Raw genomic sequence first — 23,752 nt, forward strand, 5'->3', positions numbered from 1 at the left:
TTGCTTGCATAAGCCTCCGAGCGTTCGGGGGCTTTTTATTTTTAAAGTTAAGCGATAGATTTTTGATTTCTTAAAGAAGAGAATCTACCATAAAAAGTGATATACTTTTCATTTTTTCTATATCAATTTACGAAATAAAAGAAATTCCGTACCTTTGCAGTCCGTTCGAGTGATCGGCATGATTTAGAAGGTTCTAAATCATTGATTTACAACTAAAAACCCGCAGTCAAGTGACTCGAGGACTGATGGGATTTCAGAGTCAAAAATATTATGTCTAACAAAGAAGATTTTAACTGGGACAATTTCGAAACCAAAGGTTTTGGAGAAGGATACTCTAAAGAGCAGAAAGCTCAAATGGAGTCCATGTACGAAGGTACGCTAAATGAAATCACTGAGAAAGAGGTGATTAAAGGAACTGTAGTAGGTGTTAACGACAAAGACGTGATCATCAACATCGGTTTCAAATCAGATGGTTTAGTGCCTTTGAACGAATTCCGTGATTTGGAATCCATCAAACCTGGGGACGAAGTAGAAGTATTCATCGAAGAGCAGGAGAATGCTTTGGGTCAATTGATCCTTTCCCGTAAGAAAGCCAAAATCGTTCGTGCATGGCAAGACATCGAAGATGCGCTTGAGCATGACAATGTGATCGAAGGTTTGGTTAAGAGAAGAACTAAGGGTGGTTTGATCGTAGATATCTACGGTGTTGAAGCATTCTTGCCAGGTTCTCAAATCGATGTGAAGCCTATTAGAGATTTCGATATCTATGTAGGTAAGAAAATGGAAGTGAAAGTGGTGAAAATCAACCACGCCAATGATAACGTTGTAGTTTCTCACAAAGTGTTGATCGAGAAAGATCTTGAGAAGCAGAAAGCGGAGATCCTAAACAACCTAGAGAAAGGTCAAGTATTGGAAGGTGTGATCAAAAACATGACCAACTTCGGTGTATTCATCGACTTGGGTGGTGTAGATGGTCTTCTTCACATCACAGATATTTCTTGGGGACGTATCAATCATCCAGAAGAAGTATTGCAGCTTGATCAGAAAGTTCAGATTGTTGTACTTGACTTTGATGATGATAAGAAGAGAATTTCTTTGGGTATGAAGCAATTGACTGCTCATCCATGGGATTCATTGGCTTCTAACCTTGAAGTTGGTTCTAAAGTAAGAGGTAAGATTGTAAACGTAGCTGACTACGGTGCATTCCTTGAGCTTGCTCCAGGTGTTGAAGGTTTGATCCACGTATCTGAAATGAGCTGGTCTCAGCACTTGAGAAACCCTGCTGACTTCGTGAAAGTTGGGGATGAAATCGATGCTGTTGTATTGACTCTTGATAAGGACGAAAGAAAAATGTCATTGGGTATCAAGCAATTGACTGAAGATCCATGGACTAAGAATGATATGAGCACTAAGTATGCTGTAGGTACTAAGCACACTGGTGTAGTAAGAAACTTGACTAACTTCGGTCTTTTCCTAGAATTGGAAGAGGGTATCGACGGTTTGGTTCACGTATCTGATCTTTCTTGGACTAAGAAAATCAAGCACCCATCTGAGTTTGTGAAAGTTGGAGATGAGCTAGAAGTAGCTGTACTTGAGCTTGACGTAGACAACAGAAGATTGGCACTTGGTCATAAGCAATTGGAAGAGAATCCATGGGATACTTTCGAGAATGTATTCCCAGTAGGATCTATCCATAAGTGTACTGTTGTTTCTAAAAACGACAAAGGTGCTGTTCTTGAGCTTCCTTACGGATTGGAAGGTTTCGCGACCATCAAAAATCTAGACAAAGAAGACGGTTCTCAGGTTGAAGCAGGTGATTCTGTAGATTTCCGAGTAACTGAATTCTCTAAGGATGACAAGAGAATTGTACTTTCTCACACTGCAACATTCAAAGAAGAGGCAGCAGCTCCAGCTCCTAAGCCAGCTGCTAAGAAAGAAGCGAAGAAAAAATCTGAGTCTTCTTCAACTCCAGCTGAAAAGTCTACTCTAGGTGACTTGGATGCATTGTCTCAATTGAAAGAGCAAATGGATGGAAAGAAGTAAGAATTTAGATTCTAAACTTTCTATATAATAAAGAACGCCGGCTGCGAAGTCGGCGTTTTTTCGTTTTTAACCACAGATGTAGGGAAGTTCACCCAAAGTGCGCAATTGTCAGGCTGAGCAAAGTCCAAGCCTTATTGGCTTTCATTGCTGTCCTGCTTCTCCAGAAGCTGGACTTCTTCTAAGGATTATTCCAGCTTTTAATTCGGATGTGTAGCATAGCAGTTCTTACTTCCGTCTTGGCATAGCTATTTGATCATTAAATTGAATCCTATGAAAACCAAACTCTTACCATTCGTATTACTGTTGATTAGTTTTTCAGCTATAGCTCAATCTTCTTTAGAGGTTAAAGGTTATTTTGGAGTATCAGGTAGTACTGTGGCAAGAAAAGTGGAACTAACTGGCGCAAGTTCTGTGGAGATGAATAGTCTAATGGAACTTGGTCTGCTTCTTTCAAAAAATGTAGGAGGAAACTTTAGAGTCACCACGGGGATTAATTATTCATTTGGAGAGGTGGATTTTAGTCCGATGATCTGCCCTAACTGCAGCATGGATTTATTATATGTACATAATTATGATTTCAAAATGATTTCAGTTCCAGTGTATGGAGAGTATCATTTTTGGAACTATCTCTATCTGGCTGCAGGTCCATTGCTAGACTTTCAGCGATCAAAAGATAATAACTTCTCTGACCAAAGTGGCTTGGGCTATTTGATAGGCTTGGGAGGGAAGTATGACGCTAACAATTTTTCTTTTTCCATCTTCCCAAATTACAAAAGGCATGGAGCAATTCCATTTGATGATTCGGCCCAATACAAGCATATCCTTCAGGAGTTGGGCCTTCAGTTTGGTGTAGGGTATCGGTTTTAAAAAAGAAACTTATAATTAATTGAAAGCGCTCTATTCAAATAGAGCGCTTTTTTTATTTGTCTTGGTGAAAGCGATTAGAGATTTTGGGAAAAATACAATGAAACAAAAAAAGCATCCCGAAATCAGGATGCTTTTTGGATGAGGTCGAGAGCGGATTCGAACCGCTGTACAAGGTTTTGCAGACCTCTGCCTAGCCACTCGGCCACTCGACCATTTGTGAAATGGAATGCAAATCTAGAGAATATCTTTTTTGAAGCAAAACTACCTTCCAATATTTTCTCGATAAAGCATCAATGAACTTCCCAAAGTATTGAATTTCAAGTTAGAAAATTTCTAAAAACGAACATTTTTTCTTCTAGTTATATCCTGAAACAAAAACTATTTTATTTATAAAGATTCTAAATAAAATAACTTGATGAATAATTATTGTAAAATGTTGAAAATCAATAGGGTAAACTGGTAATTGCTGGAATGTAATGTTAGTTATTAGTATTCAATTCATGTTTGAAAAATAGAGCCCGGGTAGTACCTTTGCAGGGGTTATTGAAAACCGCTTAAACTATTTAATTAGCTAAATTATGTTATCCAAACGCTCGTTAGTAGGGGTTCGATGGAATGTTCGCACGCTGGCAGTGCTGTTTTTCATGCTGATGGGGATTCAGGCTTTTGCCCAGGATTCTTCTGTCGATAGTAGTGATGAAGCAGTATCAGCAGGTAAAACTCTTTTTGATACAAACTGTAAAACGTGCCACAGACTTGATACGAAGTTAGTAGGTCCAGCTTTAAGAGGAGCTACCGAAAGGCAACCTATTGATAATGTTAAGAGCTTTATCAAAAATTCCCAGGCCTTAATCGCATCTGGAGATTCTTATGCAAACGATTTGTATGCAGAATACGGGAATACTCAGATGCCTGCTCACATGTTCTTAAGTGATGATGATTTAAATAATCTTCTCTCTTATATAGAATATGGAGACAAAGCAGATCCAGCTGCGGCTGCTGCAGCTGCAGGTACTGAAGGAGCGGCAGGTGCTGCTACTACCGGTGGAGGTATTCCTAATGAATATCTAACAGTTATTTTAGCTGTATTGGTAGTTGTCTTGTTGCTGATTTTGGTTGTCTTGGGATTGATTATCTCAGTTCTAACCAAGTACCTAAACAAGCAAGAGCTTGATGAGGACGACAAAGAGTTTGTTTCTCAAAAGTTCGAAGCTGGCAAAATCTTTAAGAGTGATGGATTTATCATCATTGTCACTGCAATTGTTATTGCTTTGGTAGCGAAGACTGCTCTTGATGGACTTTACTCAGTAGGTGTTCAGCAAGGTTATGCCCCAAAACAACCTATTGCATATTCACATAAATTACATGCTGGTACCTTAGAGATCGAATGTCAGTATTGCCATACGGGTGTCGAGATCGGAAGATCAGCAAATATACCTTCACCTAATATTTGTATGAACTGCCACACTCATGTGCAGAATGTACAAGGAGCAGAAGGTGTTTCTCCAGAAATCCAGAAAATCTACGATGCTGTGGATACCAACACTCCAATTGAGTGGGTGCGTGTTCACAACCTTCCGGATTTAGCATATTTCAATCACTCTCAGCACGTAAAAGTGGGAGGGATCGAATGTCAAACTTGCCACGGACCGATTCAGGAAATGGAAGTGGTAGGACAGCATAGTGCTTTGACTATGGGCTGGTGTATCGATTGTCACAGAAAGACCGAGATTGCTACTGAAGGCAATGCCTATTATGATAAGTTGGTACAGATTCATGCAGATTCTAAAGATGCCCTAAAGGTGAAAGACATCGGTGGGCTCGAATGTGCTAAGTGCCACTATTAATTCATTATCCTTTTTGCAAATTCATTCCTAGATCATAAAATGAAGGAAAATAAAAAAACATACTGGAAGGGGCTAGAGCAACTTAGCAACGATCCGGAGTTTGTAAAGCACGCTGATAAGGAGTTCGCAGAACTTCCTTCTTCAATCAATGAAGACGGCAGTGCCTCCAGAAGAGATTTTCTCAAGTTGATGGGATTTAGTTTAGCGGCTGCATCTCTGGCAGCTTGTGAAGCTCCAGTTAGAAAGGCTATTCCTTATGTGAATAAGCCAGTCGACGTTAATCCCTCTATCCCAAATTATTATGCATCCACTTTCTCTTCAGGAGGTGACTATGCAAGTATTGTTGTAAAAACTAGAGAAGGTCGTCCGATCAAAATTGATGGAAACGAACTATCTCCTATTAATAAAGGCAAAGTCAATGCGATCGTTGAAGGCTCAGTGCTTTCTCTTTATGATAAGCAAAGACTTACCGGACCTTATATTTCTGGTGAGAAATCTGATTGGGCAACTCTTGATGGACAAGTAAAGTCAAAATTGGCTTCTGCAGGTTCTGTGAAGATTGTTTCCAATACAATTCTATCTCCAACTACCGAGAAAGCACTACAGCAGTTTGCTGAAGTATTTGCCGGTGCAGAAGTTATTCAATACGATCCGATTTCTAACTACGGTATCACAAAAGCTGCTGAAACTTATTATGGTTCTGCGGTGATCCCTTCTTATGCATTTGACAAGGCTAAAACTATTGTATCCTTCGGAGCTGACTTCCTAGGTACTTGGATTTCTCCAATTGAGTTTGCCGGTGATTATGCTAAGACTAGAAAGATTTCTAAGGAGAAGCCTGAAATGTCTAGACATTATCAGTTTGAATCTAATCTTTCTCTTTCAGGAGCAAATGCTGATTATAGAACTTCAATCAAAGCTTCTCAAAGTGGATTGGCTGTATTAGCATTATATAATGCAATTGCAAAAAAAGCAGGTGTGGCAACAGTTTCTGCTCCAGCAGTAGAAATAGCTCACCTAGATAAAGCCGCTAATGACCTATGGGCTGCAAAATCTGCAGGTTTGGTTGTTTCTGGCTCAAATGACCCTAACGTTCAGGTTGTAGTAAATGCAATCAATGAATTGCTAGGATCAACTGGGACAACAGTAGATTTCAATTCTCCAGTTTACTTCCGAAAAGGAGATGATGCGAGAATGAATCAATTTGTCAATGAATTGAAAGGCGGACAAGTAGGAGCGGTTATTTTCTATAACTGTAACCCAGTGTATGATTTCGCAAGAGGTGCAGAGGTAGCAGAAGGAATTGCTAAAGCAAAAGTTAGTATTTCTACCAATGGTACAATGGATGAGACTTCATCTTTGGTACAAATGGTTGCTCCTGATCATCATTTCTTGGAATCTTGGAATGATTTCCAGCCTAAGAAAGGTCATTTTTCTTTGGCTCAGCCAACGATTTCTCCATTGTTTGATACAAGACAAGCACAAGATTCTTTCTTGACTTGGGCTGGATCATCTAATAATTATTATGATTTTCTTCAACTAAACTGGGAATCTGAGATTTTCACAATGGTTGAAACTGGCGGTAACTTCCAGGAATTCTGGGACCGCTCTTTATATAATGGTGTTTTAGCTATTGAATCTGAAGCAGGTGAAGCCATCGCACCTATTAGCGATGTGGCTGCAGCAGCTTCTAGTGTTGCTAAAACTTACCAGGCTGACAATGCTGCTGCGGAGTTAGTCATTTATAGTAAAGTAGGTATTGGTAATGGTGCATTTGCTAATGTTCCTTGGCTTCAGGAAATGTCTGATCCAATTACAAAGGCCACTTGGGATAACTATTTAACAGTTTCTCAAAAATGGGCTTCTGAAAATGGGGTTACCATGATCGAGGGAGAAACCTCTAAGGCTTCTGTCACTGTCAATGGAAAATCATTGATCGTACCAATATTAGTTCAGCCAGGTCAAGCGGAAGGAACCTTTGGTTTAGCGCTTGGATATGGTAGAACAAAAGCAGGACGTGTTGCAAATGGAGTAGGTGTTAATGCTTACGAATTATTGGATGCTTCTAAAGGCTTTGTAAACTTTGATATTACAGCCGGTGTAGAAGTTGCCGCAACAGGCGAAGCTTATAGAATCGCAAGAACTCAAACTCACCAGACTTTCATGAATCGTGAAAACGTAATTCAGGAAGCTACTCTTGGGGAGTATAAAACAGATGCCGGTGCTGGTAGATATCACCCTGAAATCTACAAGGACGGAGAATTTGTTAAGCCTAGCAAGATTTCACTTTGGTCAGGTCACCAATATTCTCAGCATCACTGGGGATTGGCGATTGACATGAACTCTTGTATCGGTTGCTCGGCTTGTTCTGTGGCTTGTCAGGTTGAAAACAACGTGGCAGTTGTAGGTAAGCAAGAAGTATTGAATAGAAGAGAAATGGCTTGGATCAGAATTGACCGCTATTATTCTTCTGATGCTGAAGCAGATGATCTTGATGGTTTAGAAGTAGCTTCTTCTAATCCTGAAGTGACTTTCCAGCCGATGATGTGTCAGCAATGTAACAACGCTCCTTGTGAGACTGTATGTCCGGTTGCTGCTACAACACACTCCTCTGAAGGTTTGAACCAGATGACTTATAACAGATGTATTGGTACAAGATATTGTGCAAACAACTGTCCTTATAAAGTACGTCGATTCAACTGGTTTAAATACCACGATAATAAAGACTTTGCCGGCGTCAACATTGCTCAAAATGATGACTTAGGTAAAATGGTATTGAACCCAGATGTGACTGTAAGAGCGAGAGGTGTCATGGAGAAATGCTCTATGTGCGTTCAAAGAATCCAAGCGGGTAAATTGGCTGCGAAGCGTGAGAAGCGTAAAGTAAAAGATGGAGATATTAACGTGGCCTGTGCAGTAGCTTGTCCTACTGATGCATTGGTATTTGGTGACATGAACGATCCAGGTAGCAAAGTTTCTAAAATGCTTAAAATCAAAGAGAACACGACTTCTGCTTTGAAAGAAGTAAATGAGGAAAGAGCTTACCACGTATTGGAGGAGATCAATGTGAGTCCAAACGTTTGGTACTTTACCAAAATCAGAAATAAAGACAAAAACGAAGCGTAATCATAATTTTATAAACTATGCAGGTTACTTCATCCGTACGTGAGCCGTTAGTTACCGGAGGTAAAACCTACCACGATGTGACACATGATGTGTCCCGTCAAGTAGAAGGAAAGCCAACATTACTTTGGTTCCTAGCCTTTTTAACAGCCGTCGGTACTTTGGCTATAGGATTAATTGCCGTGACTGCCACCGTCTGGGAAGGCATTGGAATGTGGGGGTTGAACAAGACCATTGGTTGGGCTTGGGATATCACCAACTTTGTTTGGTGGGTTGGTATTGGTCACGCAGGTACATTGATTTCAGCAGTATTGCTATTGTTTAGACAGAAGTGGAGAACTTCTATTAACAGAGCGGCTGAAGCGATGACAATTTTTGCGGTTATTTGTGCTGCGATGTTCCCGGTTCTTCACATGGGTAGACCATGGTTAGGAGCTTATTGGGCACTTCCGCTTCCAAACACATTTGGTTCGCTTTGGGTAAACTTTAACTCCCCACTTCTTTGGGATGTGTTTGCCATCTCTACTTATTTCTCTGTTTCCTTAGTGTTCTGGTACATTGGGTTGATTCCTGATTTCGCCACGATTAGAGATAGAGCGACAGGTTTGAGAAAAGTTATTTATGGAGCACTTTCTTTTGGATGGGATGGAGCTGCAAAAACTTGGATGAGATATGAATCTGTTTCCTTGATTTTGGCAGGCCTTGCAACACCTTTGGTACTATCGGTTCACACGATTGTATCCTTTGACTTTGCAACTTCCGTGATACCAGGATGGCACACCACGATTTTCCCTCCGTACTTCGTTGCTGGAGCGATTTTCTCAGGATTTGCCATGGTATTGACCCTGATGATCATCACTAGAAAGGTATTTAAGTTAGAAGACTATATCACGATGACTCATATCGAGTTGATGAATATTGTAATTATCATCACTGGATCTATCGTAGGTATCGCCTATATCACTGAATTCTTTATAGCCTGGTATTCTGGAGTTGAAGCAGAGCAATATGCATTCATCAACCGTGCTACTGGTCCTTACTGGTGGGCATATTGGTCAATGATGACATGTAATGTGATCTCTCCTCAATTGTTCTGGGTGAAGAAAATCAGAACATCAATCATTGCCACTTTCGCCTTGTCGATTGTAGTAAATATCGGTATGTGGTTTGAGCGTTTCGTGATTATCGTAACCTCGCTACACAGAGATTATCTTCCATCTTCTTGGGCGATGTTCTACCCATCGATTACTGATGTTGGGGTTTATTTATTCACATTTGGATTGTTCTTTACTTTATTCTTCTTGTTTGCCAAATTCTTCCCGGTAATCAACATGGCTGAAGTAAAATCAGTATTGAAGTCTACATCTGAAAAAGTTCGTAAATAATCATGGAAAGAGATAAGAATTTTATTTTAGGAGTTTACGACGATGAAGACGTATTACTCCATGCCGTATCCGAAGTTAGAACGAGCGGAGTAAAGATTCATGAGGTATTTACTCCCTACCCAGTTCATGGTTTGGAGGATGTCCTAGGTTACAAGAGAAGTCGTTTACCAATTGCTGCATTCCTTTTCGGATTGCTTGGTACTACTTTGGCTTTGACCATGCAGCTATACATGATGCGTTTTGACTGGCCAATGATTATTGGTGGTAAAGACAATGCAGCAATCCCTGATTTTATTCCAGTTACCTTCGAATTGACAGTTTTACTGGCAGCATTCGGAATGGTTGGAGTATTTATGATCAGTTCAAATCTGAAACCATGGGCTCAACCAAGGATTTTTGATTTGAGAAGTACGGATGATAAGCATATCATGGCAATTGATATTGCAAACAATACAAGTTTAGAAGTAGTTAAAATTCAGGAGATTCTTAAATCATCTGGAGCTACAGAGGTAAATAATAAAAGTTTTGAATAGTAATTCTGGAAAAATGAAGATTGCTAAAGCACTAAGTTTATTAGGGGTGGCAGTAGCTGGACTTACACTTTTCAGCTGTAGAGCTGATGGTGATTTCCAAGGCTTAGAATATGCCCCACAGATGTATCACTCTGTAGCTTATGAGCCATTAACTCAGATCAAAGATGAGTCTAGAGGAGAATGGTTATCAAACAGAGAAGATGAAAAAGGAGAGTTCTTCAACAGTAACATATACAACCCTCATGCGATGAACATGAGAGAGCCTGTAGCTGGAACAGTTCCAAGGAATAAAGGAGGCTATTTGCCTTATCGTTATAAAGCATTTGAAGTGGAGATCGCTGGTGAGAATGTTACCAACCCGGTTGAACTGACGGATGAAGTTCTGAAGGACGGAGAAAGATTATTTATTCAGTATTGTTCCCCATGTCATGGCAAAAAAGGTCAGGGCGACGGAAAAGTCGGAGAAATTATCGGTGGTGTTGCTAACCTAACAGGTGGTGCATATATCAATTTGTCAGAAGGACATATTTTCCATGTGATCACAAAGGGTAAAGGAAGAATGGGATCGCACGCATCTCAGATTTCTCCTGAGAGAAGATGGGAAATTGTACACTATGTTAAACAAGTAATTCAGAAGCAATAATCATGGCTCACGACGTACAGCATTATAATTTGGATCAAAAATTTGATTTTACCGCTGCGACTAAGAAGTCCATATTCACGGTATTGATCATTGGTGCAGCATTGTTGGTCATCGGTATTTTGATGGCAATGTTTGGTGGTGGTCACCATGAAGAGGCTGCTGAAGCAGGTGGACATGCATTTCATTGGTACGAGCGTCTTTACGCTAACCTTTGGATCAATAATGTCTACTTTACTGGTATCGCTATTATAGGAGTATTCTTCTTTGCTGTGCAGTATGCTGCGCAAGCAGGTTGGTCCGCTCCAATCTCTAGAGTTATGTTATCTTTTGGTAGCTGGCTTCCATATGCAGGGATTTTAATGATCGTTACATTCTTTGTAGCAAATCATGACTTGTTTCACTGGACGCATGCTTCCCTATTCGATGAGAATTCTGCAGATTATGATAAAATAATTGATGGAAAAGGTTCTTTCTTTTACTGGCCAATGGCTAAAGGAACTTTCCCGGTATTCTACATCTTGAGAATGGTTTTATTCTTTGGATTCTGGGTTTTCTTCTTCAATAAATTCAAGAAAATTTCCGCTCAGGAAGATGAGTTAGGTGGAACCTCTCATTGGTTTAAAATGAGAAGTTGGTCTGCTTACTTCATTATTTTCTTTGCAGTATCTTCTTCTATCAGTGCTTGGGATTGGGTGATGTCTATCGATACACACTGGTTCTCAACACTATTTGGATGGTATGTTTTCTCTTCTTGGTTTGTATCTGGTCTTTCAGCAATTACTTTATTGGTAATCTTCCTGAAAAGCAAAGGATACTTAGAGATGGTTAATGAAAACCACGTCCATGATATGGGTAAATTCGTCTTTGGGTTCACCATTTTCTGGACTTACCTATGGTTCTCTCAATTCCTTTTGATTTACTACGCAAACATTCCTGAGGAATCTGTGTATTTCGTCGAAAGACTATCTAGTGATATTTACGGTCCATATATCTTTGTGAACCTTATCATGAACTTCTTCTTGCCTTTCTTGATTCTTATGACAAGAGATGCGAAAAGACATGGTATCTTCTTGAAAGTAGTATGTACTTTGATTATTGCTGGACATTGGGTAGACTTCTTCCTAATGGTTCAACCAGGAACTTTGGGACACAACGGAGGTATTGGTTTTATGGAAATAGGAGCCTTCCTAGTTTATGGATCCGCTGTCACATTAGTTGTATTGACTGCGCTTTCTAAAGGAAATCTAATTCCGAAAAATCACCCAATGCTTGAAGAAAGCTATCATCATCACATTTAATATTAGCCGAAAAAATTAAGCTATGTACGGATTTCTTATTGGAGTAGGAGTTCTTTTGTTACTATCCATTATTTGGATGGTTTATAGAATTCAAACCTTGGTTTCTGTAGTAAAAGGATCTGACAAAAAGATCGCTACAGGTAGCAATAAGGTAAATGCTATTTTGTTTGTATTATTTCTTGTAGGAACTGGAATCTTGATGTTCTGGTATTCTATCAAAGAATTTGATAACTATGAATTACCAGTAGCCTCAGAACATGGGGTGGTGACGGACAGTCTTTTCTGGATTACCATGGCCGTAACTGGTGTGGTATTTCTAATCACTCATGTTTTGTTGTTTATCTTCCCTTATAAATACCAATATAAAGAAGATAGAAAAGCGACTTTTTATCCGGACAACAATAAGCTTGAGATCATTTGGACCGCAGTTCCAGGTGTTGTTTTAGCGGGATTGGTTATTTCTGGCTGGATGGCTTGGTCTGATATTACTGCTCCTGCTCCTGAAAATGCTCATGTGATTGAAATCATGGGGTCTCAGTTTCAGTGGGATGTAAGATACCCTGGTAAAGATAATGTCTTAGGAGATTATGATTACCGATTGATTACCGCTACCAATGGTCATGGAGTAGATTTTACTGATAAGAATGCAGTAGATGATTTCCCATCTCCGGTAGTAGTTATCCCTAAAGGTGAGCCAGTTTTATTCAAGATTAGAGCAAGAGATGTATTGCACTCTGTTTTCGCTCCTCATATGAGATTGAAAATGGATGCGGTTCCAGGTATGCCATCTAGATTCTGGTTTGTTCCTACAAAAACTACCGCAGAAATGCGTGAAGAAACAGGAAATCCTGAATTCCAATACGAGATCGCCTGTACAGAAATCTGTGGTCGTGGTCACTTCTCCATGAGAAAAATCATCGAAGTAGTAGAGCCTGCTGAATACCAGAAATGGTTTGCAGAGCAACAGACTTTCATTCAAATGGACCCTGCATTGGCAGAAGGATATCAACCTGAAGTGAAAGAGGTAGCAGAAGTTCAATTAAGCGAAGGAAATTAACAAAATTAGAGATTATGTCAACAGCATCTATCACCAATCATGATACAGACGCTCACGATCATCACGATCACGAGCATCATGGTAATTTTGTGACAACATATTTATTTACTACTGATCATAAAATGATTGGTAAGCAGTTCTTGGTAACTGGTATTTTCTGGGCTTTGATTGGAGGTTTCCTTTCTATCTTGTTCAGATTACAACTTGGTTTCCCTGACATGAGTTTAGAATTCCTTCGACCTCTTTTGGGCGGATGGTTAGACGATGCAGGTAAATTGGACCCTAACTTTTACCTGGCTTTAGTGACAATGCACGGTACCATTATGGTATTCTTTGTATTGACAGCAGGTCTTAGTGGAACGTTCTCCAATTTCTTGATTCCATTACAAATTGGTGCCCGAGATATGGCATCTGGATTTATGAACATGTTGTCCTACTGGTTCTTCTTTGCATCCGGTGTGATCATGTTTATCTCTCTATTTATACCAACTGGTCCAGCCGGTGGTGGATGGGTAGTGTACCCACCTCTTTCTGCTCTTGAGCAAGCAATTCCTGGTTCAGGTTTAGGTATGACCCTTTGGTTAGTTGCGATGACTTTGTTTATTGCTTCTTCCTTACTTGGTGGAATTAACTATATCTCTACCGTTATCAATTTAAGAACGAAAGGGATGTCTTTCTCTAGACTTCCATTGACCATTTGGGCGTTTTTCTTAACAGCTGTAATCGGTTTGCTTTCTTTCCCAGTATTGGTAGCTGCTGCATTACTTCTTGTATTTGATAGAAGCTTTGGTACATCCTTTTATTTATCTGATATCTATATCAATGGAGAGGCTCTTCCAAACACTGGAGGTAGCCCAGTACTATACCAACACTTATTCTGGTTCTTGGGTCACCCTGAAGTATATATCGTACTTCTTCCAGCACTAGGTATTACTTCTGAAGTTATTGCTACCAATTCCAGAAAACCAATTTTTGGATATAAGGCGATGATTATTTCAATGTTGGGAATTACGATTTTGGCATTTATTGTATGGGCTCACCATATGTTTGTGTCTGGTATGAATCCTTTCCTTGGATCAATCTTCATGTTCTTAACATTGATTATTGCAGTTCCATCAGCGGTGAAAGTATTTAACTACTTGACCACTTTGTGGAAAGGTAACTTGATCTTCACACCTGCGATGTTGTTCTCCATTGGTTTGGTTTCCTTCTTTATCTCTGGTGGTTTGACAGGTATTTTCCTTGGTAACTCTGCTATTGATATTCAGCTTCACGATACGTATTTCGTAGTAGCTCACTTCCACTTGGTGATGGGGTCAGCTTCTTTCTTCGGAATGATTGCTGGTATCTACCACTGGTTCCCAAAAATGTTCGGAAAAATGATGGACGCCAAGTTAGGCTACATTCACTTCTGGTTAACATTCGTTGGGGTTTATATGGTATTCTTCCCAATGCACTACATTGGAATCGCAGGTTTCCCAAGAAGATATTACTCTTGGACAAACTTTGAATTTGCGAATATGTATACTGATTTGAACATGTTTGTTTCTGTTGCTGCCATTATCACATTTGGAGCTCAGTTTATCTTCTTGTTCAACTTCTTCTACAGCATGTTCAAAGGGCGTAAAGCTAGCTTGAACCCATGGAGATCTAATACATTGGAATGGACTACTCCATTGCATCCTGGACACGGTAACTGGCCTGGAGAAATCCCTGCAGTTTACAGATGGCCTTACGATTATTCTAAGCCTGGAGCTGAAGAAGATTTTATTCCTCAGACTGTACCTCTTTCCGCTACCCCAGAATCCAACTTGCCTCATGAGCAAGAGCAGGTTAAGCTTGAAATGGAAATCATGAAGGATGAGGAAGAGGTTTTGGTTGCAAATGAGTCAAAGCACTGAAAATAAAATAAGCAGCTTTCGCAAGATTAGTTTTCTAACTGTGATAGCTGTTTATTTCCTGATTTTGGTAGGAGGGATAGTCAGATCTACAGGATCTGGAATGGGCTGTCCCGATTGGCCAAAATGTTTTGGAAGTGTAGTCCCACCAACAAGTGTTGACCAACTTCCGGAAAATTATCAGGAAATATATCTCCAAAAGAGAATTGCCAAAAACAATCGGTTTGTGGCTACCCTTGAAAAACTTGGATTCGATGAAATGGCTGATGCCATTGCCAACGATAAATCCATTCTGATAGAAGAAGAATTTAATCCGGTTAAGACCTGGATTGAATATCTAAACAGACTAGTGGGAGTAATTATAGGTTTCTTTATCATACTGACAGTATGGAAATCATTCCCATTATGGAAGCTGGATCGCTGGATTCCAATACTTGCTATTGGCTCCTTAGTTTTAGTGCTGTTTCAGGGATGGATAGGTTCTCTAGTCGTTTCTACCAATTTACTTCATTGGATGATTACATTTCATATGATGTTAGCCATACTTCAGGTAGGCGTCATGATATACTTGTATCACCGGTCGGGAAGGTTGAGGAGCAAAAGAGGAGTTAGTATGGATGTTCCATCAAAAATTGAATGGGTACTTATCCTTGCGCTTATCTTAATGTTGGTTCAAGTAGTTTTGGGAACACAAGTGAGAGAAGAAATTGACCAAATTTCTTTTGCTTTAGGTAATATGTTGAGAGGTCAATGGATAGAAAAGATTGGATTACCATTCCTTATTCATCGATCATTCTCATTACTTCTATTAGGAGTTCATGTGTTGTATTTCTTCTGGGCATTTAAGTATACGCTAAGAAAATCTACAATTAATTATTGGTCCCAGTTGCTGATGGTATTGGTGATTGTTGAAATCGCCACCGGAATGGGAATGGCATATTTTGCAATTCCAGCCTTCCTTCAGCCGATTCACTTGTTGATAGGGATCTTAATATTAGGAGTTCAATATTTATTGATCTTACAATTGCGAGAGCAAAAACAATTTCGATTAAACGCAAATTGAAAATGAGGACAGTCGGCGTAACTGACCATAGTATATATCACTTGGTTCAAACCAGATTAAAAGCCTATTCAGAATTATTAAAATTCAGATTATCGGCTTTGGTTACATTTTCTGCTGTATTCGGATTTATCTTAGGGGATACGGGTACTTCTTTTGGCTGGACTAGTTTTCTAGGATTGGCTTTAGGTGGTTTTCTTATCAGTGGAGCTTCTGGTGCCGCCAATGAAATCATGGAGCGGGACTTGGATAAATTGATGAAAAGAACAGAAAACCGTCCGCTTCCTTTACAGATTATTTCTCTGTCAGAGGCTTACTGGTTTACTTTCTTGATTGGATTTATTGGGATAGGTTTACTATGGATTTTCACTAATCCATTGACCACTTGGCTTGGAGTATTGAGTATGGTGCTTTATGTATTTGCTTATACACCGCTTAAAAGAGTAGGACCTATTGCAGTATTTGTAGGAGCGATTCCAGGTGCCATGCCTCCTTTATTGGGATGGACAGCTGCTACAGGAGCCATTTCCTATGAAGCCCTAATCATATTCGGGATTCAATTTATTTGGCAATTTCCTCATTTCTGGGCTATCGCCTGGGTAAGTGATGAAGATTATAAAAGAGCTGGTTTTAAATTACTTCCTAGTGGAGGAGGTAAAGATTTAAACACAGCTATTCAAATAATGATTTATACCTTATTCCTTCTTCCTTTAGGTTTACTACCTAGCTATTTTGGGTTGACAGGATTGAATTCTGGTATTGTAGCTACCATTTGCGGAGCTTTATTTCTTGCTCAAACATTCTCCTTGATGAGAGACTGTTCAAGAAAATCTGCTCTTAAAATCATGTTTGGTTCGTTTTTATACTTGCCAATTGTTCAGATAGCTTACCTGCTTGATAAATTACCACAATAATGGAAAAGGAACTCAAGTATGTAGATTTAGTGGAGCAACCAATCTCCATGCACCCAAAGAAGTTTGCTTTATGGCTTTTTATGGTGAGTGTGGTGATGATATTTGCAGCGATGACTTCTGCCTATATTGTAAGGCAATCAGAAGGCAATTGGCTTGAATATGATTTACCACAAATCTTCTGGTTAACTTCTGGAATCGTGGTTCTGAGTAGTTTATTCCTACAATATGGATATTCGTCTGCTAAGAAAGATAATATAGCGGGCTTAAAAATAGGATTAACTGGAGCTGTCATTTTGGGTATAGCCTTCCTTATTGGCCAGTGGTACTCTTGGGTAGCATTAGTCGATGAAGAGGTTTTCTTTGTGGGAAATCCTGCTGGATCTTTTCTGTATGTCTTTACAGGATTACATGCCCTACATTTAATCAGTGGTGTGATATTTCTGATTATTGTATTAATTTCGAGTTTCAAATATAAGATACATTCAAAAGCCATGGTGAGAATGGAAATGGCCACAACTTATTGGCATTTTCTCGGTGGGCTTTGGCTTTATCTCTTTATGTTTTTGCTTTTAAATCATTAAAATAAATTTATTACAAACCAATAATTTATGTCTGCGCATTCTACTGCTATTGGAGTAAGCTCAAAAAGGGGCATTTGGGGAGGTGGAAATGAACCTCTGAAGGCCAGCTATGGAAAACTGATGATGTGGTTTTTCCTGCTCTCCGACATTTTCACTTTTGCTGCGTTTCTGATTACTTACCTTTCGATCAGAGTTAGTTATCCTGCTTATGCTGGACCTGCTACTGACTTTGTTGGGTCAAATGAATATTGGCCAATACCAGAATTGGTATTTGATGCTATCCCATTTGTGCATGGCGTTCATGCTCCTTTGGTGTTTGTTGGTATCATGACGTTTATTTTGATTTCCTCTTCTGTAACCATGGTATTGGCTGTGGAAGCGGGACATAGAAATGACCGTAAGGATGTAGTGAAATGGTTGCTTTGGACGATTGTTGGTGGTGCTACTTTCTTAGGCTGTCAGGCTTGGGAATGGAATCACTTTATCCATGGAACAGACGGAGGTACTACATTGACCTACATTAACTCCATGAATAATTTGGTTACTGAACTTGTACATGGAGCCAATCTTAATGTCAATGAGTATGGACCTGCAGCATTTGCTCAGTTGTTTTTCTTCATTACTGGATTCCATGGTTTTCACGTAACGATTGGTGTCTTCCTTTTATTCCTTTGTTTCTATCAGGCAGCTGTAGGGATTTACGATCAAAGAGGTCATTATGAAATGGTAGAGAAAATCGGTCTTTACTGGCACTTTGTAGACCTTGTATGGGTGTTCGTATTTACCTTGTTCTATCTTATCTAAGCTTTTAAAATTTTCGAGATATGGAAATTCAACAAAATAAATCCACGCTAGAAGTTCATCCACGTAACGATGAAAAAATTAAAAAAATCTGGAAAACAGCCGGAATTCTTTTAGCAATTACTGTAGCGGAATTTATCATGGCATTTACCATGGATAGAGGTTTGCTTTTATATTTCCTTTTCATCGCCTTGACGATTTGGAAAGCTAGATATATCATGCTTGACTTTATGCACTTGGGAGATGAAGTAAAACCATTATTCTATTCCATCATTGTACCTTTGATTTTCTTAGTATGGTTGTTAATCGCTTTAGCTAAGGAAGGATCAGATATCTTTATGCTGCGCTGGTAAACAGTAAAAAAAAATCTAAAAAAGATAGGTTGGAGTGAGACACTTCAACCTTCTTTTTTGTTAAGTGATATTATGAGAGGACTTAGATTATTACAGGGATTGGTTTTGGTATGTATTCTTTTGATACCATTATTGATCTTTTTGTTTTTAAGAGGTTTTGGTGAGAATAACTATGAGATCCCCGTTTATTATGAGAACGGGACCAATAACCCTTTTAAAGAGTGTCCTATTGGAGATTCAACCCAGCATTACATTCCTGAATTTACTTTTACCAATCAAGAAGGAAATCCAGTGGGCAAGGAACAAATGGAAGGAAAGATTACAATTGTAGACTTTTTCTTTACCTCCTGCCCAAGTATTTGCCCCATCATGTCACAAGAAATGGAGCGAGTGAATGATATTTTTAGAGATAACCCAAACGTAAGGATACTTTCTATAAGCATAGATCCGGAATACGATACACCGGAAATTTTACAGGAATATGCCGACAAACATCATGCGGATGCAGGAAAGTGGGATTTTCTTACTGGTGATAAATTAGAGACCTACAGATTAGCTAAATGTGGATTTATACTTCCCACTTTAGATGGAAATGGAATTCCCGATGATTTTGTTCATAGCGATAAGTTTACTTTGATAGATGAACAAGGAAGAATTCGCGGGTATTATAGTGGTACGGACCGTGAGTCTGTAGACTTGTTAATATTAGAAACTAAAATATTGTTGCATGGAAACGAGTAAAACAACTCTGATGCAAAATGAAAGGAAGGTAAAGAACTGGATAATCGCTATTTCAGTAATTATTCCTGTAGCTGTTGCAGTTCTTTTGTTTATGCCTGCAAAAGTAGATGTGGGTAGTGATTGGGTTTATTTTCTACCTCATTTAAATGCTGTAATTAATAGCGCTGCCACGATTGCATTGATTTTCGGATTAGTTTTTATCAAGAAAAAAAACATCCCTTTTCATAAAGCCTCCATGACGGTTGCTTTTGTGCTAGGGGCGATTTTCTTAGTGTCCTATGTGATTTATCATGGAGCTGCAGAAAGCACCAGCTTTGGAGGAGAAGGGTGGATCAGGCCTGTTTATTATGGTCTTTTAATCAGCCATATCTTATTTGCTGCAATCGCATTGTTCCCGATCTTATTTGCTTATTATTATGGGTATACAGATCAGCGGGAAAAACACAGAAAATTGGTTAAATTTGCCTATCCTATCTGGTTATACGTGACGATTACGGGAGTAGTGGTTTACCTGATGATCAGTCCTTATTATATTCATTAAACTGTCGGAATAAAAATCCGTTACTTGGAATATGAACCGATTACTTAAAATTGTCTTTGCTTTTACGCTGTTTATGTTGCTGCAAGTTCAGTCTTTTGCACAATGTGCGATGTGCCGGGCTTCAGTAGAAAACAATGTATCAAATGGGGAAACAACAATTGGAGCTGGTCTCAATGCCGGAATTCTTTATTTGTTTGTGATGCCTTATTTGATGGCCATGGTAATCGGTATACTTTGGTATAGAGCTGCCAAAAAGAAGAAAGCAAAATTGTCTTGGCATTAACATCTCATTTATAGCAAAGTTTGATTCAGGCTTTGCTTTTTTTATTTTTAGATAAATGAGCTACGGATCCCGACGCTTGATCATATTGATCAGTGTATTCTCCTTACTAACTGTACTGGTACTCAACTTCTTTTTCTTCCAAAAAAGCGAGGAGAAGATCTATTTGCAGGCTTTGCAGGAAAGAATACAAAATGTTGATCAAGAATTTGATGAAGATTTTATTCAAATCTTGATGAATGTGAGATCGTCGGATTCTATCTCTTTTGAAAAGCTCACTGCCATACCCAATTCTCACCCTTATTTTATTTTAAGTCCCGAGAGAGAATTATTGTATTGGTCAGATTTCACTTTTTCATTCGATTTTGATCAATTGAATGAGGAAAATGAATATCAGTTGATCGAAGACCCTTACGGTACTTTCCTTGTCAAGATTCGAGAAGTCAGCAGAGAGGGAACTCCCTTGTTAATGGTGCATGCTCTAAGGTTGATTTTCCCAGGGAATATTGAGAATGATTACTTAGTGACAGGAGCAAATCCTGAGGTGTTTGGGAATAACCGATTTGAGTTATTTCCAGTGGAGGAGGAAGCAAGCCTGAAAGTAAAGAACCCTGCTGGAATCCCTATTTTTGGTGTCAATTTTCTTTTTGGTTATCAGCCTTCCGACCGACTGGTTAATCCAGCCATCCTAATCTTCTTTACCTCAGTATTTTTATTGTATTTCCTTTTAAGCTCTGATTTTGTTTTAAATAAGTGGCGTAAAAAACAGCGTTGGCAATCGGTAGGATATGCGATCTTGGTTTTAGGTGCCTTCCGGATGATTATGTTGTTGCTTGACTTTCCGGGAGCGTATTTAAATATCCCGCTTTTTGATTCTGGCAATTATGCATCTTCTTGGTTGAACCCGAGCCTAGGGGATTTGGTCTTAAATACCATTTGTGCTGTGATCGTGTTTGGGATGATTATTTTCCTTCTCGCCTCAAGTGAACTCAGAGAAAAGATCAAAACATTTCAGACTACAACTGAGATTCGAGTTTTTGGTTTGATCATTTTATTGATTAGCTCACTGGGGGTTTATATGATTTGGTATTTACCACGTGACATTATTTCTAATTCCCAATGGGCTTTGGATATCACTTCCATCCCGAATTTTGATTGGTTTAAAGGATTGAGTTTTCTGATTCTGTTCTTTTGGGGAGCGATTTATGCATTGATGTCCTTGACTTTGGTCAACTTGCTTCTGGAAGTTTACAGAAAGAAAAAAGTCCTTTACCAATGGCTAGCTGCCATTGCTTTACCTATCGCCGCGATCATGGCATTTTTCAGCGCCTGGGCGGGAGTAGTATGGCTTATTCATATCGCATTCCTGGTAGTAATCATCAAGTTTGAGTTGTTTAGAAATGTTTTCAAACTGGGGCTTTCGACCTTCTTGACATTCTTCTTTGCTTGCCTGATTACAGCTGGAATATGTGGAGTTAGTACATTCCAAACAGAAAAAAATAAGTTGATTCAATCTAAAATCAGATTTGCTAATCAAAATTTGATTGAGAATGATTTGATGACAGAGTTTTTCATTAGCGAGATTTTCACTAGGATAAAGTCTGATTTGTTTATTCAAAATCGGATGGCCGATCCATTGCTATCAAAAGATCCCATTGAGTCCAAAATCCGTAAAATTTACCTGGATAATTACTTCGATCAATTTGAAGTGAAAATCGGGGTGTTCTCTTCTTCTGGACAGCAACTTCAGGGAGCACAAGACCTCGGAGACTTAAATGATCTTAGACTCCAATACATAAATAGTGATTATGCGACCAGCGTAAAAGACCTATATTTTATTCGTGGAAATGAGAGAAGTGGTGGTAACAGGTTTATCGCATTTATCCCTGTGATGAAAGATAACTCCCTCCAAGGAAACATATTTTTAGAGTTAAATCAGTTAAGAGTACAGCCAACAAGTGTCTATCCCAAATTACTTCTCGATAAGAAATATTCTGAGCGTTTAGACCCTATTAGATATGATTACGGGGTGTTTCAAGGGGAGGAGCTGGTCAGAAACTCAGGATCTTTTAATTATTTAAACCCAAAGCTGCTTGCGCGACTCGGAGAGCCTAAGCTCTTAACTGAAGGGATTCACGTAGGAAATTATCAGCATTTTGGAATTCCTAACGGGGAGGAGTTGATAGTAATATCCTCGCCAAATATATCTACCTCTCATTTCTTCGGTAATATTTCTTTATACTTCGTCTTGTTTGTGTTTTTGACATTTGTGACCATTCTGATCAATACACTTTTCAAAGGATATAGAAATTTTGAGTTTAATTACTCTACCAAACTTCAGCTTTACCTGAATTTCGCCTTTTTCTTTCCTATTATCATCATAAGCATTATTACGATTGGTCTTCTGGCAAATAGCTATAGAGAAGATCTGGATAGGCAATATATTCAGAAGGCAAGCCTTATCCGAGGTAACTTGGGGAGCTTTTTGACCAATCAGAAAGTATCTGACATGGATCAAGATTTGATGAATGAGGAAGTAAGTAATCTAGCAAATACGATCGCCAGTGACCTTCATGTTTACTCAGATGAGGGAGTTCTTGAGTCTACTAATAGGCCTAATATTTTCGATAAAAAAATCTTATCTAATTGGATTAACCCTGAAGCTTTGGCTGAGATAGAAGGGATGAATCAAAATTTGTTTTTAGCGGAAGAAAGAATTGGGAAACTCGTTTATAAATCGGTCTACTTGGCCATCCCATCCCAAAACAATCAGGAAAATCTTGGGATCTTGGCTGTGCCATTTTTCGAGTCTGAAGCAGAATTGAATTCACTGATATCTGATGTGCTCAGTAATATCTTCAATGCATTTGTCATCATCTTTATCCTGTTTTTGATCGTTTCATTCTTTGTTTCCCAAAACCTTACTTTTCCATTTAAGCTGCTAACACAAAAGTTGAAAGCGACTAATTTGGAGGATAATGAACCTATGTACTGGGCTTCCAAAGATGAAATTGGCTTGCTAGTCAATGAATACAATAACATGCTTTTCAAACTGGAATCAAGTAAAAAGGTACTTGCTTCAACGGAAAAAGAATCTGCATGGAGGGAAATGGCGAAACAGGTAGCACATGAGATAAAAAATCCATTGACTCCAATGAAACTCACTTTGCAGCATTTATTAAGGCTGGAAAGTGCTGGGCTTTTGCAGGATCAGGATAAGCTTAGAAAATCTCTAGAAACTTTGATTCACCAAGTGGATGCCTTGAGCGGTATAGCTTCGTCTTTTTCTACATTTGCTAAAATGCCACTTCCCAAAAATGACTTGATGAATTTCAAGGAGGTGTTAAGTCAGGTAATCGAGCTTTTTAAAAATGATGAGCGTTTAGACCTTTATTTTAAAGACGATTCCTACACAAAAGATATCCCCATTTTTGGAGACGATAAGCTGTTCGGTAGAATAATCAGTAATCTGATCATTAATGGAATTCAGGCAGTAGAAGGTGATAAAAAACCTGAAATAAGAATTTGGTTGTGGATGAGTGATCAGGCTGTTTTCCTTGAAATTACCGATAATGGAAAAGGTATTTCGCCAGAGTTACGTGATAAAATATTCATTCCTAATTTCAGTACGAAAACCCAAGGTTCAGGACTTGGTTTGGCCATAGCAAAAAGTGGAGTAGAGACAGCAGGTGGTAAAATATGGTTTGAAACAGAGTTAGATGAGGGGACAACTTTTTACCTGACATTTCCACTCCTCGAATAAATTTTCCTTTTTAGTACATTGGTG

At 39.0% G+C, this 23,752-nt stretch carries 19 protein-coding genes and 1 tRNA gene; 19 read left to right on the top strand and 1 reads right to left on the bottom strand.

The genetic code is table 11. From position 1 onward, the window contains the following. Positions 1-270: 270 nt before the first annotated feature. Positions 271-2,043, top strand: coding sequence for a 30S ribosomal protein S1 (gene rpsA, locus ALPR1_RS06250; protein WP_008199277.1), 1,773 nt, complete (start codon positions 271-273; stop codon positions 2,041-2,043). Positions 2,044-2,313: 270 nt separating this feature from the next. After that, positions 2,314-2,910, top strand: a complete 597-nt coding sequence (locus ALPR1_RS06255) for an outer membrane beta-barrel protein (RefSeq protein WP_008199281.1) — start codon at positions 2,314-2,316, stop codon at positions 2,908-2,910. Between the two features lie 141 nt (positions 2,911-3,051). Here the strand turns inward: ALPR1_RS06255 and ALPR1_RS06260 are convergent. After that, a tRNA-Cys gene (locus ALPR1_RS06260) sits at positions 3,052-3,122 on the bottom strand. A 366-nt stretch (positions 3,123-3,488) separates the two neighbouring features. Between ALPR1_RS06260 and ALPR1_RS06265 the strand changes: the two genes are divergently transcribed. From ALPR1_RS06265 to ALPR1_RS06345, 17 genes are all read left to right on the top strand, one after another. Continuing rightward, entirely contained in the window at positions 3,489-4,757 is a 1,269-nt protein-coding gene (locus ALPR1_RS06265; RefSeq protein ID WP_008199283.1) for a c-type cytochrome, read from the top strand. Positions 4,758-4,796: 39 nt separating this feature from the next. Then, on the top strand, positions 4,797-7,883 hold the full coding sequence (locus tag ALPR1_RS06270) for a TAT-variant-translocated molybdopterin oxidoreductase (RefSeq protein WP_008199284.1): 3,087 nt from the start codon (positions 4,797-4,799) through the stop codon (positions 7,881-7,883). Between the two features lie 17 nt (positions 7,884-7,900). After that, positions 7,901-9,265 (top strand): NrfD/PsrC family molybdoenzyme membrane anchor subunit, encoded by a 1,365-nt coding sequence (gene nrfD / locus ALPR1_RS06275; RefSeq protein ID WP_008199286.1) that lies wholly within the window; start codon positions 7,901-7,903, stop codon positions 9,263-9,265. Between the two features lie 2 nt (positions 9,266-9,267). Continuing rightward, positions 9,268-9,798 (top strand): DUF3341 domain-containing protein, encoded by a 531-nt coding sequence (locus ALPR1_RS06280; RefSeq protein WP_008199287.1) that lies wholly within the window; start codon positions 9,268-9,270, stop codon positions 9,796-9,798. A gap of 13 nt (positions 9,799-9,811) precedes the next feature. Continuing rightward, positions 9,812-10,441 (top strand): c-type cytochrome, encoded by a 630-nt coding sequence (locus ALPR1_RS06285; RefSeq protein WP_008199288.1) that lies wholly within the window; start codon positions 9,812-9,814, stop codon positions 10,439-10,441. A 2-nt stretch (positions 10,442-10,443) separates the two neighbouring features. Further along, entirely contained in the window at positions 10,444-11,739 is a 1,296-nt protein-coding gene (locus tag ALPR1_RS06290) for a hypothetical protein (protein WP_008199289.1), read from the top strand. Between the two features lie 22 nt (positions 11,740-11,761). After that, entirely contained in the window at positions 11,762-12,796 is a 1,035-nt protein-coding gene (locus ALPR1_RS06295) for a cytochrome c oxidase subunit II (protein ID WP_008199291.1), read from the top strand. A 14-nt stretch (positions 12,797-12,810) separates the two neighbouring features. Beyond that, entirely contained in the window at positions 12,811-14,697 is a 1,887-nt protein-coding gene (locus tag ALPR1_RS06300) for a cytochrome c oxidase subunit I (protein ID WP_008199292.1), read from the top strand. Beyond that, complete coding sequence (locus ALPR1_RS06305; protein ID WP_008199293.1) at positions 14,681-15,757, top strand: COX15/CtaA family protein; 1,077 nt, start codon at positions 14,681-14,683, stop codon at positions 15,755-15,757. Before ALPR1_RS06300 ends, ALPR1_RS06305 begins: the two co-directional genes overlap by 17 nt. 2 nt (positions 15,758-15,759) lie before the next feature. After that, complete coding sequence (gene cyoE, locus ALPR1_RS06310) at positions 15,760-16,668, top strand: heme o synthase (protein ID WP_008199294.1); 909 nt, start codon at positions 15,760-15,762, stop codon at positions 16,666-16,668. Next, positions 16,668-17,249 carry a cytochrome c oxidase subunit 3 gene (locus tag ALPR1_RS06315; RefSeq protein ID WP_008199298.1) on the top strand — a complete coding sequence of 194 codons (582 nt, stop codon included), beginning with the start codon at positions 16,668-16,670 and terminating at the stop codon, positions 17,247-17,249. The genes cyoE and ALPR1_RS06315 overlap by 1 nt, the downstream gene beginning before the upstream one ends. A 27-nt stretch (positions 17,250-17,276) precedes the next feature. After that, a complete protein-coding gene (locus ALPR1_RS06320) occupies positions 17,277-18,053 on the top strand; it encodes a cytochrome c oxidase subunit 3 (RefSeq protein ID WP_008199299.1) in 777 nt (258 codons plus the stop codon). Positions 18,054-18,073: 20 nt separating this feature from the next. Further along, positions 18,074-18,403 carry a cytochrome C oxidase subunit IV family protein gene (locus tag ALPR1_RS06325; protein ID WP_008199304.1) on the top strand — a complete coding sequence of 110 codons (330 nt, stop codon included), beginning with the start codon at positions 18,074-18,076 and terminating at the stop codon, positions 18,401-18,403. Positions 18,404-18,475: 72 nt separating this feature from the next. Then, positions 18,476-19,144 carry an SCO family protein gene (locus tag ALPR1_RS06330; RefSeq protein WP_008199305.1) on the top strand — a complete coding sequence of 223 codons (669 nt, stop codon included), beginning with the start codon at positions 18,476-18,478 and terminating at the stop codon, positions 19,142-19,144. Beyond that, entirely contained in the window at positions 19,131-19,685 is a 555-nt protein-coding gene (locus ALPR1_RS06335) for a DUF420 domain-containing protein (RefSeq protein ID WP_040302603.1), read from the top strand. Before ALPR1_RS06330 ends, ALPR1_RS06335 begins: the two co-directional genes overlap by 14 nt. A gap of 31 nt (positions 19,686-19,716) precedes the next feature. Next, on the top strand, positions 19,717-19,968 hold the full coding sequence (locus ALPR1_RS06340; protein ID WP_008199309.1) for a hypothetical protein: 252 nt from the start codon (positions 19,717-19,719) through the stop codon (positions 19,966-19,968). Positions 19,969-20,023: 55 nt separating this feature from the next. Then, positions 20,024-23,728, top strand: a complete 3,705-nt coding sequence (locus tag ALPR1_RS06345; protein WP_040302605.1) for an ATP-binding protein — start codon at positions 20,024-20,026, stop codon at positions 23,726-23,728. Positions 23,729-23,752 lie beyond the last annotated feature (24 nt).

The sequence above is a fragment of the Algoriphagus machipongonensis genome (assembly GCF_000166275.1).
Classification (GTDB): domain Bacteria; phylum Bacteroidota; class Bacteroidia; order Cytophagales; family Cyclobacteriaceae; genus Algoriphagus; species Algoriphagus machipongonensis.